The organism is Bradyrhizobium sp. JR4.1 (genome assembly GCF_040548605.1).
Lineage (GTDB): Bacteria > Pseudomonadota > Alphaproteobacteria > Rhizobiales > Xanthobacteraceae > Bradyrhizobium > Bradyrhizobium canariense.
Map to the genome: position 1 here is coordinate 21,084 of NZ_JBEPRY010000023.1, position 14,181 is coordinate 35,264.

The 14,181-nt window shown below is 63.8% G+C and carries 13 protein-coding genes; 10 read left to right on the forward strand and 3 right to left on the reverse strand.

Annotated features, from left to right (window positions below; translation table 11 throughout):
- Nucleotides 1-11: 11 nt before the first annotated feature.
- Complete coding sequence (locus ABIB90_RS32240; protein ID WP_007601966.1) at nt 12-692, forward strand: redoxin domain-containing protein; 681 nt, start codon at nt 12-14, stop codon at nt 690-692.
- Nucleotides 693-708: 16 nt separating this feature from the next.
- Here the strand turns inward: ABIB90_RS32240 and ABIB90_RS32245 are convergent, their stop codons facing one another.
- Nucleotides 709-1,548: a uroporphyrinogen-III synthase gene (locus tag ABIB90_RS32245; RefSeq protein ID WP_007601967.1), complete on the reverse strand. Its 840-nt coding sequence runs from the start codon at nt 1,546-1,548 to the stop codon at nt 709-711.
- A 156-nt stretch (nt 1,549-1,704) separates the two neighbouring features.
- On the opposite strand from ABIB90_RS32245, the gene purU reads away from it, so the two are divergent.
- Entirely contained in the window at nt 1,705-2,568 is an 864-nt protein-coding gene (gene purU, locus ABIB90_RS32250) for a formyltetrahydrofolate deformylase (protein ID WP_354202101.1), read from the forward strand.
- Nucleotides 2,569-2,607: 39 nt separating this feature from the next.
- Here the strand turns inward: purU and ABIB90_RS32255 are convergent, their stop codons facing one another.
- On the reverse strand, nt 2,608-2,892 hold the full coding sequence (locus ABIB90_RS32255; protein ID WP_354202102.1) for a hypothetical protein: 285 nt from the start codon (nt 2,890-2,892) through the stop codon (nt 2,608-2,610).
- 524 nt (nt 2,893-3,416) lie between these two features.
- Here ABIB90_RS32255 and ABIB90_RS32260 point away from each other — a divergent pair.
- The 6 genes from ABIB90_RS32260 to ABIB90_RS32285 all read left to right on the forward strand — a co-directional run bounded on the left by ABIB90_RS32260 (nt 3,417) and on the right by ABIB90_RS32285 (nt 9,307).
- On the forward strand, nt 3,417-4,607 hold the full coding sequence (locus ABIB90_RS32260; RefSeq protein WP_354129509.1) for an ABC transporter substrate-binding protein: 1,191 nt from the start codon (nt 3,417-3,419) through the stop codon (nt 4,605-4,607).
- Between the two features lie 194 nt (nt 4,608-4,801).
- Nucleotides 4,802-5,671, forward strand: coding sequence for a branched-chain amino acid ABC transporter permease (locus ABIB90_RS32265; RefSeq protein WP_283017111.1), 870 nt, complete (start codon nt 4,802-4,804; stop codon nt 5,669-5,671).
- 8 nt (nt 5,672-5,679) lie between these two features.
- Nucleotides 5,680-6,708, forward strand: a complete 1,029-nt coding sequence (locus tag ABIB90_RS32270) for a branched-chain amino acid ABC transporter permease (RefSeq protein WP_354202103.1) — start codon at nt 5,680-5,682, stop codon at nt 6,706-6,708.
- Nucleotides 6,705-7,460, forward strand: a complete 756-nt coding sequence (locus tag ABIB90_RS32275; RefSeq protein WP_007612502.1) for an ABC transporter ATP-binding protein — start codon at nt 6,705-6,707, stop codon at nt 7,458-7,460. The genes ABIB90_RS32270 and ABIB90_RS32275 overlap by 4 nt, the downstream gene beginning before the upstream one ends.
- Nucleotides 7,453-8,169 (forward strand): ABC transporter ATP-binding protein, encoded by a 717-nt coding sequence (locus ABIB90_RS32280; RefSeq protein ID WP_354129512.1) that lies wholly within the window; start codon nt 7,453-7,455, stop codon nt 8,167-8,169. Before ABIB90_RS32275 ends, ABIB90_RS32280 begins: the two co-directional genes overlap by 8 nt.
- Before the next feature lie 19 nt (nt 8,170-8,188).
- The gene (locus ABIB90_RS32285) at nt 8,189-9,307 is read left to right on the forward strand and encodes a cobalamin-independent methionine synthase II family protein (protein ID WP_354202104.1); all 1,119 of its coding nucleotides are present in this window, start codon (nt 8,189-8,191) and stop codon (nt 9,305-9,307) included.
- A gap of 172 nt (nt 9,308-9,479) precedes the next feature.
- Here the strand turns inward: ABIB90_RS32285 and ABIB90_RS32290 are convergent, their stop codons facing one another.
- On the reverse strand, nt 9,480-11,198 hold the full coding sequence (locus ABIB90_RS32290; RefSeq protein ID WP_354202105.1) for a caspase family protein: 1,719 nt from the start codon (nt 11,196-11,198) through the stop codon (nt 9,480-9,482).
- Nucleotides 11,199-11,372: 174 nt separating this feature from the next.
- Between ABIB90_RS32290 and ABIB90_RS32295 the strand changes: the two genes are divergently transcribed.
- Both ABIB90_RS32295 and metK read left to right on the forward strand, forming a co-directional pair.
- On the forward strand, nt 11,373-12,728 hold the full coding sequence (locus ABIB90_RS32295; protein ID WP_007601977.1) for a hypothetical protein: 1,356 nt from the start codon (nt 11,373-11,375) through the stop codon (nt 12,726-12,728).
- 61 nt (nt 12,729-12,789) lie between these two features.
- Nucleotides 12,790-13,986 (forward strand): methionine adenosyltransferase, encoded by a 1,197-nt coding sequence (metK, locus tag ABIB90_RS32300; protein WP_007601978.1) that lies wholly within the window; start codon nt 12,790-12,792, stop codon nt 13,984-13,986.
- Nucleotides 13,987-14,181: the final 195 nt, after the last annotated feature.

Genomic DNA, 14,181 nt, shown 5'->3' on the forward strand with positions numbered 1-14,181 from the left:
GGAGTGCCATCATGTCTGAACGTCACGTCGAGGGACCACTTCAACCGGGCGATCGTGCACCGAACGTCGTGCTGGACGCGATCACACGCGACGGAAAGATCGCGCTCGAAGACTTTCGCGGACAAAGCCCGATATTGGTGGGCCTGTATCGGGGGCTGCATTGCCCGTTCTGCCGCCGCCATATCGCGGCACAGGCGCAACTTGATGCCGCCTTGCACGAGAAAGGCGTCGAAAGTCTCACGGTGGTCAACACGCCGATCGAGCGCGCGCGACTCTATTTCCGTTACCATCCGTTACCCAACCTGCTCGCTGCGTCCGATCCCGAGCGGATCTCGCACCGCGCGTTCGGCCTGCCCAATCTCGAGTTCACGGAGAACGAGACCGAGTGGCCGCACAAGGTCGGCATGAACGTGGTCATGAGCATGCAAGTCGACATGCCCGGCGAATTGCCCGGCCCGATGAACCGGCCCGCGGCCGCGGAGTACCTCAATAACAAGGACGGCTATGAGATAACGGAAGCCGATCAGCGCATGGCGGCAACCGGCCAGGGCCAGCTCTTCGGGCAGTTTCTGCTCGACCGCGAGGGGGTTGTGCGCTGGAGCTTTACCGAGGTGCCCGAAGGCGGCCATCGCATGTTTGCCGCGCCGAGCCCGCAGGAGCTGATGTCGGCCGCCTCGCAGATGGCAAGCTAGGCACCGCGTCTGGCGATCATTCCGCCACCTTCGGCCGCTTGTCCGCCAATGCTGCGGCCATCGCCGAGATCAGCGGGCGCATGAAATAGTGGTCTTCCACCGGCGAGATGTCCGTGCGCAAGCCGAGCGCTACGAGCTCGCCGGAGACGGCCGGCCCCACTGACGCGATCAGCGTCCGCTCGAATCCTGCGCGCAGGCGCGCCTCGCTGCCATGCGCCCTCGCAGCTTCGAGGAGACGGCGCACCTGGCCGAGATTGGTCAGTGCGATGGCGTCGATCCGCCCTTCCGCCATGTCGTCGATTGCGGTGACGATGCTGGCGTCCGCAGCCTTTGGATCGTAGACGTAAGGCAACACGGTATCGACCTCGGCACCTTGCGCGGCGAGCGCGCCGGTCAGCGCGCTGTGGTCCTTGTCGGGATAGAGCTGGAGGCCGAGGCGACGTCCGTTCAGGTCGAGCTTGCCCAGCATCTCGATCACACCCTCGGTGGTCGGCTTCTCCGTCATCTGCTGCTGCTCGAGCCCGATCTCGCGTAGCGCCTTGCCGGGCTTCGGGCCGCGGGTGAATTTTCGCGATCGGGCGAGGGAAGCAACCAAGGCCTGGTCGAGACCACGGGTTCGCGCGAGCTTCATGATCCGCCGCAGCCCTTCGCCGGTCATCAGCACGAGATCGTCGAAGGGCCTGTCGACGGCGCGGCGGATCCAGGCCTCGACCGGGGCGGGGTCCGGCGCATCCTGGATCGTGAACATCGGGCATTGCACGACCTCGGCGCCTTGCTCGGCCAGCAGCTTCGAAAACTGCGCCTCCTCGCGCGTTTCCAGGATCAGGATGCGGGTGCCGTTCAAGCGGTCGGCCATGAGCCTACTCCGGTCAGTCAAAGCAATGGTGCGTTCATCCTGACTCCACGGTCGGGATTGGCGCAAGGTGGGGTCGGTGATAGAGCAGGGCGCAAATCGCGGGGCGTTCCGCAGCCGTTGCCCAAACCTTCATCAAGGCCCACTTTTTCAAAGACCATGCCCGATCATCAATATGTCCTGACCCTGTCCTGTCCGGATCGTCCCGGCATCGTCTCGGCGGTGTCGACCTTCCTGGCCCATAACGGACAGAACATCCTCGACGCCCAACAGTTCGACGACATCGAGACCAACAACTTCTTCATGCGGGTGGTGTTCACAGCCGCCGATCTCGCCGTGGAGCTGTCGGCGCTGCAGACCGGCTTTGCCGCGATCGCCGAGCGTTTCGGCATGGAATGGCAGATGCGAGATCGCGCCGCGCATCGCAAGGTGATGCTTTTGGTGTCGAAGTCCGACCACTGCCTGGTCGACATCCTCTATCGCTGGCGCACGGGCGAGCTGCCTATGACTTTGGCCGCCATCGTCTCCAACCATCCGCGCGAGGTCTATGACGGGCTCGATTTCGGCGGGGTTCCGTTCCACTATCTGCCTGTTACGAAAGAGACCAAGCGCGAGCAGGAGGCGCAGATCCTCGATCTCGTCGCCAAGACCGGGACCGATCTCGTCGTTCTCGCCCGCTATATGCAGATATTGTCCGACGATCTCTCGGCAAATCTGTCGGGACGCTGCATCAACATCCACCACTCGTTCCTGCCAGGTTTCAAGGGCGCAAAACCCTATCACCAGGCCCATGAGCGTGGCGTCAAGCTGATTGGCGCCACCGCGCACTACGTCACCCGCGACCTCGACGAGGGCCCGATCATTGATCAGGACGTCGAGCGCATCAGCCATCGCGACACGCCTGAGGATCTCGTCCGCAAGGGCCGCGACATCGAGCGCCGCGTGCTCGCGCGCGCGATCCGCTACCATCTCAACGACCGCGTCATTCTCAATGGCCGCAAGACCGTCGTGTTCGTGGATTGATTTGCGTCACCTCTCGCCGCAGGCGGCGAGGGGCACGACTTAACGCACCGCGGTGCCGGACGCTGAGCCCGTTGCGCCCTTCTGCGCCTGCTCTTCCTTTTCGCGATCCGCTGCCGGCATCAGCCGCTTGCGCTCGCGTTCCTTCATGTAGGCATCGTATTGCGGCGTCCCCGCCCGCGGCGGGGCGTCCGCCGGCAAGCCGCCGGCCCATTGCGGGACGTAGTCGCCCATGTCGGACGAGAGCTTTTCGTTGACGGTGCCGCAGCCGGACAGGCCCGCGGAGAGCGCGAGGAGGATCAGGAGGGAACGGAAGGGTCTGGGCATTGTACGGACGCGAGGTCAGTCGTGTTGGACGCCAGGTCAGGCTGTCGCCGGGAGAGTAGCCTTCAACAGGTAAAATAGACTTATTCGAGGTGGGTAATTTGATACCGGAGTGTGCCGACCCAGGCCCTGCCGATGTTCAAATTCTGCAAACAAAAGACGAAATCCTCCATCCACCCGGCTGACAGCGTTTCTAGACTGCGGCAAGAGCTCGCGACAAAGCGCCTTGATCGGGAGATAGGGCTTTTTCGTTGACAGGTCCATTTTGTTTGTACAATCGTACAAATGATAAGTGATTGCAATCGCGATGCCGGGTTTACTCGGACGTCACCCGATATCGCTTCTGCCGTCGGCAATCGGAACGCTCGGCTTGCGCGGAATGGTCGCCAAACGTCCGATTGACAATAAGGGCGCGAAAGACGCCATGTGGCGCGCGACATCACGCGTGCGTGAGCTAAACTTTAAGGCAAGGATCGGGCACTCGGTCCAGCGCACAAGAGATCAGGAATGAAGGGGAGGGACATCTGATGTTCGAACGCAAACAACTGTCTCGTAGGACTGTTTGGGCTGCAGCAGCTGCCGCCATCGCGGGCCTTGCGGCCATCGCACCGGCCAAGGCCGAGGATAGCGTCAAGGTCGGTCTGATCCTGCCGATGACCGGCGGCCAAGCCTCGACCGGCAAGCAGATCGAGAACGCGATCAAGCTCTACATGCAGCAGAAGGGCGACACCGTCGCCGGCAAGAAAATCGAGATCATCCTCAAGGACGATGCTGCGATTCCGGACAAGACCAAGACCGCCGCGCAGGAGCTGATCGTCAACGACAAGGTCAATTTCATCGCCGGCTTCGGCGTGACGCCGGCAGCCCTTGCCGCCGCGCCGCTGGCGACGCAAGCCAAGATCCCGGAAGTGGTGATGGCGGCCGGCACGTCGATCATCACCGAACGCTCGCCTTACATCGTGCGCACCAGCTTCACGCTGGCGCAGTCCTCGACCATCATCGCCGACTGGGCGGTGAAGAACGGCATCAAGAAGGTGGCGACGCTCACCTCCGACTACGCGCCGGGCAACGACGCGCTCAACTTCTTCAAGCAGAACTTCACCGCCGGTGGCGGCGAGGTGGTCGAAGAGGTGAAGACGCCGCTTGCCAATCCCGATTTCGCACCGTTCCTCCAGCGTATGAAGGATGCCAAGCCTGACGCGATCTTCGTGTTCGTGCCGGCCGGCCAGGGCGGTAACTTTATGAAGCAGTATGCCGAACGCGGGCTCGACAAGGCTGGCATCAAGGTGATCGGACCGGGCGACGTGACCGACGACGACCTCCTCAACAACATGGGCGACGCCGTGCTGGGCACGGTCACCGCGCACCTTTATTCGGCGGCGCATCCCTCGCAGATGAACAAGGATTTCGTCGCGGCCTACAAGAAGGCGTACGGAAACCGGCCGGGCTTCATGGCGGTGAGCGGCTATGACGGCATTCACCTGATCTACGAAGCGTTGAAGAAGACCAATGGCGACACCGACGGCACCAAGCTGGTCGAAGCCATGAAAGGCCAGAAGTGGGAGAGCCCGCGCGGCCCGATCTCGATTGACCCCGAGACCCGCGACATCGTGCAGAACATCTACATCCGGAAGGTCGAGAAGGTTGACGGCGAGCTCTACAACGTCGAGTTCGCGACCTTCGAGGCCGTCAAGGATCTCGGCAAGACCAAGAAGTGACGTGCGAAAGCGCGTCATTCCGGACCCTCACCTCTCCCGCTTGCGGGAGAGGTCGGCGCAAAGCGCCGGGTGAGGGTTCTCTCCTCTGGGGGAGTCTTCGTTGTTGAGGCACCCTCTCCCCAACCCTCCCCCGCAAGCGGGGGAGGGAGCGCCGCACGGCATTTGGCTACACTTGGGATGATTTTCGACCCGCGATGACCTCAATCCTCACCAACTTGTTCGATGGCGTTGCCTACGGCATGCTGCTGTTCGTGCTGGCTTGCGGGCTCGCGGTCACGCTCGGCTTGATGAACTTCGTCAACCTCGCCCATGGCGCCTTCGCCATGGCCGGCGGCTATGTCTGCATGGTGCTGGTCAACCGGATGGGCTGGCCATTCTTCGCGGCATTGCCGCTCGCCTTCGTCTCCTCCGCTGCGATCGGCATCGTGCTCGAGCGCACGCTGTACCGACACCTCTATGCGCGCAGCCATCTCGACCAGGTGCTGTTCACGATCGGCCTCACGTTCATGTCGGTCGCGGCCGTCGACTACATCCAGGGCTCGTCGCGGGTCTTCATCAACCTGCCGGCGGCGCTCCAGGGTCAGTTCGACGTGTTCGGCGTCGGCATTGGCCGCTACCGGCTGATGATCATCGTGATCTGCGGGCTGCTCACCATTGCGCTCCAGATGGTGCTGGCGAAGACGCGGTTCGGCAGCCGCCTGCGTGCCGCAGTCGATGACCCGCGCGCCGCGAGCGGCCTTGGCATCAACGTGCCGCAGGTGTTCGCCTTCACGTTTGCCTTCGGTTGCGGGCTTGCCGGTCTCGGTGGCGCGCTCAGCGCCGAGATCCTCGGCCTCGACCCGTATTTCCCACTGAAGTTCATGATCTACTTCCTGATCGTGGTCACCGTCGGCGGCTCGTCCTCGATCACCGGTCCCTTCCTGGCCTCGCTCCTGCTCGGCATCGGCGACGTCGCCGGCAAATATTACGTCCCGAAGATGGGACCTTTCGTGATCTACACCATGATGATCGTGATCCTGATCTGGCGCCCGAACGGTCTGTTCGGCCGCACGGCCGCGCGTTGAGTTCGCCGATGAGCGCCTCCTCCGACGTCGGCTATCACGCCCAGCGCCAGGCACGCTGGCACTATGGCGAGGCCGCTTTCTGGCTGATCGTGCTGGCCTGCGGCTTCGTATTTCCCACGCGCTACCTGATCATGACGGACATCCTGCGGCTCGCGCTGTTTGCGATGTCGCTCGATCTGATCCTCGGCTACGCCGGCATCGTCTCGCTCGGCCATGCCGCCTTCTTCGGCGTCGGCGCATACGCGGCGGGGCTTCTCGCGCTGCACGGGATCATCAACGAGCCCGTCCTTGCGCTTGTCGTCGCCGGCCTTGTCGCGATGGTATTCGGCTTCGCCACCAGCTTCCTGGTGATCCGCGGCGTCGACTTGACGCGGCTGATGGTGACACTCGGGATCGCGTTGTTGCTTGAGGCGCTGGCCGAACGCTTCTCCAACATCACCGGCGGCACCGACGGCCTGCAGGGTATCGAGATGCAGCCGATCTTCGGCGAGATCCCGTTCGACATGTTCGGCAAGACCGGCTTCTTCTATTCGCTCGCCGTTCTGTTCCTGTTGTTCCTGTTCGCTCGCCGGGTCGTGCACTCGCCGTTCGGTCTGTCATTGCGGGCGATCAAGAACAATCCGCTCCGCGCGGCCGCCATCGGAATCCCCGTCAACCGTCGGCTGATTGCGATCTACACGCTCGCGGCGTTCTATGCCGGCATCGCGGGCGCGCTGTTCACCCAGACCACCGCGATCGCCTCGCTGGACGTGTTCGCCTTCGAGCGCTCGGCGGACCTGATGCTGGTCCTCGTCATCGGCGGCACCGGCTATCTCTATGGGGGGCTGATCGGCGCAGTGCTGTTTCGCATGCTGCAGGAATTATTCTCGACCATCACTCCGCAATACTGGCAGTTCTGGATCGGCCTCGTGCTGGTCGTGATCGTCCTGGTCGGCCGGCCGCGACTGCATCGCTGGATGCTGTATGTGCCCAATCTGGTCATCAAGCAGATAGCCGGGCGCAAAGCCGTTGTCGCCGTGCCGGAGAGCGACGCATGACCATCGCGCTCGAAACCCAAAATCTCGAAAAGCAGTTCGGCGGTCTGCGCGTCACCCGCGATCTGTCCTTGAAAATCGAGCAGGGCGCCCGACACGCGCTGATAGGCCCGAACGGCGCCGGCAAGACCACGGTCATCAACCAGCTCACCGGCGTGCTCAAGCCGAACTCGGGCCGCATCCTGCTCGAAGGCCAGGACATCACGGATCTGCCCGTGCATAAGCGCGTGTTGCGCGGCTTGTCGCGTACCTTCCAGATCAACCAGCTCTATCCCGACCTGACCCCGCTCGAGACCATCGGTCTCGCTGTCTCCGAGCGCCTCGGCCATGGCGGCGACTGGTGGCGGCGGATGGGCACGCGCAGCGACGTCAACGGCGAGATCGCCGACCTCCTGACGCGCTTCCACCTGCTCGACGTCATGAACGAGCAGACCGTGACGCTGCCTTACGGCAAGCAGCGCCTGCTCGAGATCGCGGTCGCGATCGCCGCCAAGCCGCGCGTGCTGCTGCTGGACGAGCCTGCCGCCGGCGTGCCCGAGAGCGAGCGCCACGACATTCTCGCCGTCGTAGGCAGCCTGCCACGCGACGTCACCGTGCTGCTGATCGAGCACGACATGGACCTCGTGTTCTCCTTCGCCGACCGCATCTCTGTCCTGGTCTCCGGCGCGCTGCTCACCGAAGGCCCGCCCGAGCAGGTCGCGCGCGACCCGCAGGTCAAGGCGGTCTACCTCGGCGAGGAGGCGGTCAATGTCTGACCTGCTCGCGATCGACTCGCTTCGCGCGGGCTACGGCGAGGCCGTGGTGCTGCCGAACATGTCCCTGCGTCTCGCCGAAGGCCAGGTGCTGGCGCTGTTGGGGCGCAACGGCACCGGCAAGACCACGCTGATCAACTCGATCGTCGGCGTCACCCGCCGCTTCTCCGGCACTGTCGGGCTGGCTGGCGCCGACGTCACGACCTTGCGGCCCGATCAGCGGGCGCGCGCCGGCATCGGCTGGGTGCCGCAGGAGCGCAATATCTTCCGCTCGCTCACGGTAGAGGAGAACATGTCCGCAGTGGCCCAACCCGGTCCCTGGACCGTTGAGAGGGTCTACGAGATGTTCCCGCGGTTGAAGGAGCGGCGGAGCAATTTTGGCAACCAGCTCTCCGGCGGTGAGCAGCAGATGCTGGCAATCGGCCGCGCGCTGACCCTCAATCCGAAAGTGCTTCTCCTGGACGAGCCGACCGAGGGCCTTGCCCCCATCATCGTCGAGGAGCTCTTGAAAGCGATCGGGACCATCACCCGGGCGGGCGGCATCTGCTCGATCATCGTCGAGCAGAATGCCCAAAAGATTCTGGGGCTGGCCGACCGTGTTGTGATATTGGAGCGCGGAACGATCGTCCACGACGCCCCGAGCGCCGCGCTGAAGGCCGACCCGTCGGTCCTCGAGCGCCACCTCGGCGTCGCAGGGGCGGCGGCCCACTAAAAATAACTGGGAGTAAGAAATGCAGCGAACCAAAGCCCCCTTCCGCGCCGACGAGGTCGGCAGCCTCCTACGCCCCGCCAAGATCAAGGAAGCCCGCGCCAGGCTGGAGAAGGGCGAGATCTCGGCCGACGATCTGCGCAAGATCGAGGACATGGAGATCGAGAAGGTCGTGCACAAGCAGGCTTCGCTCGGCCTGAAGCTCGCAACCGACGGCGAATTCCGCCGCTCCTGGTGGCATTTCGATTTCCTGGCCAAGCTCACCGGCTGCGAAATGTTCCACCCCGACACAGGCATCCAGTTCGCGGGCGTCGAGACGCGGCATGACGCGGTGCGCGTGATCGGCAAGCTCGATTTTCCCGACGACCATCCGATGCTGGATCACTTCCGCTTCCTGAAGAAAGTCGCCGATCAGGCTCACGTCACCGCCAAGATGACGATCCCGTCGCCGGCGGTGCTGCACTTCCGCGGCGGCCGCAAGGCGATCTCCAAGGACGTCTATCCCGATCTCGACGCCTTCTACGAAGACCTCGGCAAGACCTACCGCAAGGCCGTGAAGGCGTTCTATGACGCCGGCTGCCGCTATCTCCAGTTCGACGACACCGTGTGGGCCTATCTCTGCTCGCCGGACGAATTGCAAAAGGCGCGCGAGCGCGGCGACAATCCGGAAGGCCTCCAGCAGATCTATGCGCGCGTCATCAACTACGCGCTGGCCGAGAAGCCCGCCGACATGGTGGTGACGACGCATGTCTGCCGCGGCAATTTCCGTTCGACCTGGATTTCGTCAGGCGGCTACGAGCCGGTTGCCGAGACCATGCTCGCCGGCACCAATTACGACGGCTATTTCCTCGAATACGACAGCGACCGTGCCGGTGGCTTCGAGCCGCTGCGCTTCCTGCCCAAGGGCAACAAGGTCGTTGTGGTCGGCGTCATCACCTCGAAGTTCGGTGAACTCGAGAACAAGGACGCGATCAAACGCCGTCTCGAGGAAGCCGCCAAGTTTGCCCCGCTGGAGCAACTTGCACTTTCTCCGCAGTGCGGTTTTGCCTCGACGGAAGAGGGCAACGTCCTCTCCGAAGAGGAGCAGTGGGCCAAGCTCAGCCTCGCGGTGGAGATCGCAAAGGAAGTGTGGGGCCAATAAGCCTCCTTGCTCCGCTGTCATTCCCCGCGCAGGCGGGGAATCCAGTACGCCGCAGCTTTTCCGCATCTCTCGCTATCTCGGATTACTTGATCGCCCGGTCAACCCGGGCGATGACACCGAACGCGTGGCGGGTGGCATCGCGCTCCTGACAAGCGGGGCGCAAACGCCCCTCTCACTTCTCCGCCAGATAAACCTCGCCCAGCAGCGACGAGTTCGACCACGGGACCTGCTTGTTCTTCGTGGTCGACACCACCTCGGCCCGCACCCGCGTCAGCATCTGCTGCACTTCCAGGCCAGGCGTGCCGAGATGGCGGGAGAGCGCGGCGGAGAACGGCGAGTTGGCGCCTTCACCGTCGAGCGCGACCTGGCCCGGCGCAGTGGCGAAAGCGATCAGCGTGCCGGCGCCGAGCGTCGCGCCGGCGCCCAGGCTCGTTGGCGCTGCGAGGCCCGAGGCAGCTTCGATGGCGCGGCTGGTGCCGGCCGATGCGACCTGCTGTGCCATCGGATTGTTGCGGCAGGCATCGAAGATCAAAATGTTGGTGCGGACCTGGTCGTCGAGGCCGGCCATGATCGTGTCCATGTCGATCATCACGTCCGTCATGCTCGCGCCCGGCTTGAGTTCGACGTCGACGGGAATGAGATAATTGCGGCCGTCGACCTGCACGCCGTGGCCCGCATAGTAGACCACCACGACCTGCGCCCGCGCCGCCTCCCGCAAGAAGTCACGCGTCATCTTCTGCATCGCCGCGCGGTCGAGATCGACGCCTTCTGATACAGTGAAGCCGATATCGCGCAGGCTCTTCGCAACGGCGCGCGCGTCATTGGGCGGATTGGGCAGCGCCTTGACGTGCGCATAGGCGCCGTTGCCGATGATCAGCGCCATGCGCGTGCCGCGCGCGGCCGGAGCAGGCGAGGGGGGCGCCGCGGCACCCGTCTGCTGGGGAGCCGGTGCCTTTGCCGGCTCGGTCGTCGGTGACGGCGCATCGCGCGGGATCGGTGCGCTTGCGTCGGTGATCAGCGAGAGCCGCACCTTTGCGGTGGCTTGATTGGCCTTGCTGCCGGCATCGGACGCCGCGATCGCCAGCGTGGCCTTGTAGTCGTCGCTCGCGTGCGCGTAGTCGCCTTTCGCCTCGTAGGCCAACGCGCGATGGGTGTAGCCCGAGATCAGCACGCTGTTCGGCGGCGTCATGATGTTGACGGGCGGCTTCTCCTTCGCAAGCCGAATCGCTTCGCTGCCGTCGGCAATCGCGCGATCGTAATCGCCTCTGACACGCCAGATCGCGGTCCGGTTGATCAGCGGCTGCGGCAGTGTCGGGTCGAGCCGGATCGCCTGGTTGATGTCGGCCAGCGCGCCGTCGAGGTCGCCGAGCGCCTCCTTGGAGATGCCGCGGTTCTGGAACGAGAACGCCGATCTGGGATCGGCCTTGATCGACATATCGTAATCGGCAATGGCTTTGGCGTAGTCGCCCTTGCCGCGCCATGCATTGCCGCGATTATGGAAGATGGTACCATCAGGCGGGCCCAGCTTCAGCGCATCGTCGAAATCGGTGATCGCGATCTCGTACTCGCCTCTGTCGTAGTAGGCCGATCCCCTGAGATTATAGACTGCCTGGCTCGGCTGGAGCCGGATCGCTTCCGTGGCGTCGGTGATGACCTTTGGGTATTCGCCCTTCTTATTCCAGCCTACCGCGCGCCAGAAGTAGACCGTTGCGAGCTGCTCGCCCTTGAACACCTTCAGCGCAATGATCTTGCTGCAGGCATCGATCATCTGGTCCGCCGGCGTGGTGTCGGTGGTGCAGAGCGGCCCAAGCTGGCTGCGCGCCTGCGCAAAGGCGGGCGCCGACCACAGGGTTGCGGCGAGCAGGCAGAGCGCGACGAGCAGGCGACGCATTGGCGGTGGTCCCGTTGAGGAGAGGCGTCTGTTTGTTGCCCGGCAGGGGCAGGTGGTTCACGGCCTCGCTGTTGTGCACATGGCACACGGGCGGCGGCTCCATCCCTATTCCCTCGGTGGGCAGACTTTGCTAGGAGGCGTTACCCAATCCCTCTGCCCACCGCGTCCCACTCCATGAAGAATGACGAAATCCTGAGCCAAATCACCGAGTTCTGCCGTAAGGCGGACATGGCGGAGTCGACGTTCGGACGGCGCGCGGTGAACGATGGGAAGCTCGTGCACCGCCTGCGCGAGGGCAAGCGCATCACGATCGACACCCTGGACCGGATCCAAGCCTACATGGCCGCATCGATGGCCGGCGGCGTGCCGCCGCCGCGGGGGCTTCAGGTGCCCCCGGAAAAGCGCGATCCGCGCGGCAATTTCCGCTTTTTCGAGAACCGCCAGAAATACCTGCTGTTTGTCCACACTTGCAGTGAGAAGCGGGTGGTCGCCGAGCGCGTGGCGCTGGAGCTTGCCAGCATCCATCCCCGGCCTCCGGCGCTGCGCGTGTTCGATGCCGGCGTTGGCGACGGCACGGTCTTGGCGCGTGTGCTGCGCTCGATGCATCAGCGCTTTCCGCACATGCCCTTCTATGTCGCAGGCAAGGAGCTCAGTCTCGAGGACCTCCGCCTGACGCTGGACAAGGTGCCGGATCGCATTTTCGAGCATCCGGCCTCGGTGTTCGTTTTTACCAACATGCTCTACGCGGAGGCGCCCTGGCTCACGCCGTCATCGCCCGCGGCGGCAGCCGCGACAGTCTGGCATGAAGTTCCCCTGCGGGGTGCTTCCTCGGGCGAGTTCGAGACGCAAATCGCGGAGTTGAAGCCGTTTTTGGAACAGAACTGGCGCGCGGCGGTCAGCCCGCGCACGGGAATGCCGCTCTATGAGCGGCCTGTCGTGCTGGTGCTCTACCGTGAAGACCAGCGGTTTCTGCTCGATTCGACCATTCCGCGGCCGGGCCAGGCCGAGGCCAATTTCGATCTCGTTATTGCATCCCAGCCATACCGCGCGCTGTCCTCGGTCAATTTTCGGGCAAAACGGATCATTGCGCCCCTGGCCCGGGCCTTGCGGGCGGGCGGCCGCCTGATCGGAATTCACTCCCATGGCCAGGATCCGGGCATGGAGATGATCCAGGCGATCTGGCCCGGAGAAAACCCTTTCTCGGTGAGCCGTCATGAGCTATTGCGCGCGGTGAAGTATGAGCTCGGCTCGGTGGGCCGCGACTTAAATTTTAATGCTTACGCAGATAACCGCTCGATCTTCAGGTATGATATGGAAGCGCTGCCCAACGAGGTGACGGGCACTATCGGAACCTCGACGGCCTTTGCAGCCTGGAATGCGGCGGTGTATGTCGCTCAGATTGAGGACGACCGGTTGACGGAAATGACTCAAAACGGCCGCACTCTGGATGCCGCCAGGGACGTGCTGCGAAAGTACAATGGGCTCTGGTTTCTCGACGAATCCTACGTCATCTCGCGCCGGCGTGATTGACATCATTGAAAGCTAAACATCGCAAACGCCCGCCAGCTAGCGGCGGAACAAGGGGTTACTGATGCGCGCGTCCTATCTCTTCACCAGCGAGTCCGTGTCCGAAGGCCATCCGGACAAGGTGTGCGACCGGATCTCCGACGAGATCGTCGATCTGTTCTACCGCGAAGGACCGAAAGCCGGCATCGATCCCTGGCAAATTCGTGCCGCCTGCGAAACGCTCGCGACCACCAACAAGGTCGTGATCGCCGGTGAGACCCGCGGTCCCGCATCCGTCACCAACGAGCAGATCGAAGGCGTCGTGCGCGCCGCGATCAAGGACATCGGCTACGAGCAGGAAGGTTTCCACTGGCAGAAGGCGGACATCGAGATCCTGCTGCATCCGCAGTCCGCCGACATCGCGCAGGGCGTCGATGCGCTGCAGCCGGGCGAAGTCAAGGAAGAGGGCGCGGGCGACCAGGGCATCATGTTCGGCTACGCCACCAACGAGACGCCGGATCTGATGCCGGCACCGATCTTCTACGCCCACAAGATCCTGCGCCTCATCTCGGAAGCGCGCCACTCCGGCCGCGAGAAGGTGCTGGGCCCGGACTCGAAGAGCCAGGTCACCGTGCAGTACGAGAACGGCAAGCCGGTCGGCGTGCGCGAGATCGTGGTCTCGCATCAGCATCTGGTCGAGGACATCTCGTCCAAGCAAATTCGCGACATCGTCGAGCCCTACGTGCGCGAGGCGCTGCCGAAGGAATGGATCACTGCGAAGACCATCTGGCACATCAACCCGACCGGCAAGTTCTACATCGGCGGTCCCGACGGCGATTCCGGCCTGACCGGCCGCAAGATCATCGTCGACACCTATGGTGGCGCGGCCCCGCACGGCGGCGGCGCGTTCTCCGGCAAGGATCCGACCAAGGTCGACCGCTCCGCGGCTTACGCTGCCCGCTACGTCGCCAAGAACATCGTCGCGGCCGGTCTTGCGGATCGCTGCACGCTGCAGCTCGCCTACGCCATCGGCGTGGCGCGTCCGCTGTCGATCTACATCGACACCCACGGCACCGGTAAAGTGTCGGAGGAACAGCTCGAGAAGGCCGCCGCCAAGGCGATGGATCTCACCCCACGTGGCATCCGCAGCCATCTCGATCTCAACCGCCCGATCTACGCGCGCACCTCCGCCTACGGCCATTTCGGCCGTACCCCCGACAACGAGGGCGGCTTCTCCTGGGAGAAGACCGATCTCGTCGAAGCGCTCAAACGCGCCGTCTAAACGCTCTTACCTCGCCCCGCTTGCGGGGGAGAGGTCGCCGCGAAGCGGCGGGTGAGGGGGACTCTCCACTGGCTCAGTGCGCGAGCCCCTCACCCCAGCCCTCTCCCCGTAAGAACGGGGAGAGGGAGAAGACTGTGCCGCAAGGCGCTTCGTTTGCTTCGTTACTGACACGCCAGACCCACCACTAGGAAACAG